At 57.8% G+C, this 1,504-nt stretch carries 1 protein-coding gene; it reads left to right on the forward strand.

Annotated elements, in window-relative coordinates; translation table 11 throughout:
* Nucleotides 1–312: 312 nt before the first annotated feature.
* Nucleotides 313–1,504: P-loop NTPase (locus GXX82_02880; protein ID NLT21971.1), on the forward strand; the 1,192-nt coding region annotated here is incomplete at its 3' end.

Genomic DNA, 1,504 nt, shown 5'->3' on the forward strand with positions numbered 1-1,504 from the left:
GGCAGGCTCCTGATGAACGAAGACTACCGGCGCATAACCCAAAAACTCCGTTCCGAATACGCCATGAACTACACGAGCCGGATAATGAGAAGCACGGAACGCTTCGACGAACCGCGGTGGTTCAAGTAAGAGGCGGTTCAAGAGTTCAAGAGTTCAAGGGTTCAAGAGTTAGAAGAAACGGTGGCAGATGCCGCAACCGTACGGCCCACCTCCTTTCAGGGTCTTTCCCTTGAACCCTTGAACTTTTTTTGTCTGGTACACTTATTGCAAAACAATCCTCGTTGCTGAATACCTGATCGAGGATAGTGATAGATGACGGTTAACAGGCTGGAGACGGATAAGATGCGGGAAATAAAGGCGGCTTGCGCCTGTTTGTTTTCCGAGGCGGCCGCGAAGAGCGATCGGTTTCTGGATACCCTCAGTGTTGACATGGTGAAAAGGGCCTACCGGCGCAACGCCAGAGTACACCATCCTGACATGAGGATCGGGACCGCCGTCAAGGATGTGACATCGGACCGTTTTCTCGCGATACAGCAATCCTACGAGGTGCTCGTCAACTACCTGGAAGGGGCGTGCCCGGGGAACGATGCCGTCCTTTCCCATGGCAAGATCATAGCCGTGGGAGGCGCGAAGGGCGGGATAGGCAAGAGCGTCATCACGGCGAACCTCGGGATATACCTCGCGTCACTGGGGCTCAAAACGGTCCTTGTGGACCTCGACCTCGGGGGTTCCAATCTCCACCTCTATCTCGGGTACCGTTCCATCCTTCAGCGTTCCATCAACGATTTCCTGAAGAAGCGGGTCGCGTCCCTCGACGAAGTCATGGTCCAGAGCCCCCACGGGCCGCTCCTCGTGGGCGGAGACAGCTCGGAGCTGGGCTCGGCGAACATAGACTTCATGAAGAAGATGAAGCTGATCAGGGCCATCAACGCCATAGAGGCGGATTGCATCGTCCTTGACCTCGGAGGGGACACCTCTTACAACATTCTTGACTTCTTTCTCCAGGCCGACCACGGCATCGTGGTGACCACCCGGGATTCGGCATCCTATATCGGCGCCTATCACTTCCTCAAGGCCGCGATGTACCGCAAGCTCAACAGGCTCACCGGCATGGAGTCGCGCTCAGGCGAAGAGAAGAACTCCGATCTCGAAAAGTGCATCCGCGAGTCCACCATGTCCGAAGACGGGCAGAGCGCGAAGACCATCAACGAGCTCGTCGCCTCCATCAGGGAGGAGCACCCCCAGTATCTGTCGACGGTGATGAAGGCCGTATGGGGGTTCAACCCCTATCTCGTCGTCAACAGGCTTCCCATCGGAGTGGGCCCCGAAGAGGTTGCCGGCAAGATCCAGAGCGTCGCCAGGCGCTGGCTCGCCCGGGAGGTCAAGCTCCTCGGCAGCATCGGCCGCCACCCAGACGTCGAACGAAGCGCCATAGACCTCGTTCCCGCCATAACCCGCCAGCCCAGGAGCACCTTCGCCACGGAAATAGCCACCATAGCGAGCA

Origin of the sequence: Syntrophorhabdus sp. (genome assembly GCA_012719415.1) — a bacterium.
In the GTDB taxonomy this organism is placed as follows: Bacteria; Desulfobacterota; Syntrophorhabdia; order Syntrophorhabdales; family Syntrophorhabdaceae; genus Delta-02.